Here is a 292-nt window from a genome sequence, read left to right on the forward strand (position 1 = left end):
GCTTTGTTTAGGCTGAATCTGATAGATCGATTCACTTAAGGTTCGTAATACCTTGCCAATGCTGATACGCTCGACTTCAGCAATATCTCTTACACCGCTTCCTCTGACCATTAAATGTAATATCTTGCCGGTAATACCTGAGTTACACCCTTGATAGCTTAATGCATGATCACCAATAAATTGACGTTTGCAATCTTTGCACTGATGGTTTTGTTTCCCATCTACTTTGATGCCATTTCTCTTTATATTGTTACTTAGACAGGTAGGACATTTGATTTGTAGCGTTATTTTC

Annotated in this window: 1 protein-coding gene; it reads right to left on the bottom strand. The window is 38.0% G+C overall.

Annotation, left to right across the window (positions count from 1 at the left end; genetic code table 11):
• Positions 1-292 (bottom strand): transposase-like zinc-binding domain-containing protein (locus WFH18_RS18010; RefSeq protein WP_336755442.1); only part of this gene is annotated, 292 nt, incomplete at both ends.

It is taken from the genome of Acinetobacter sp. USHLN143 (assembly GCF_037145695.1).
Taxonomy (GTDB): Bacteria; Pseudomonadota; Gammaproteobacteria; order Pseudomonadales; family Moraxellaceae; genus Acinetobacter; species Acinetobacter fasciculus.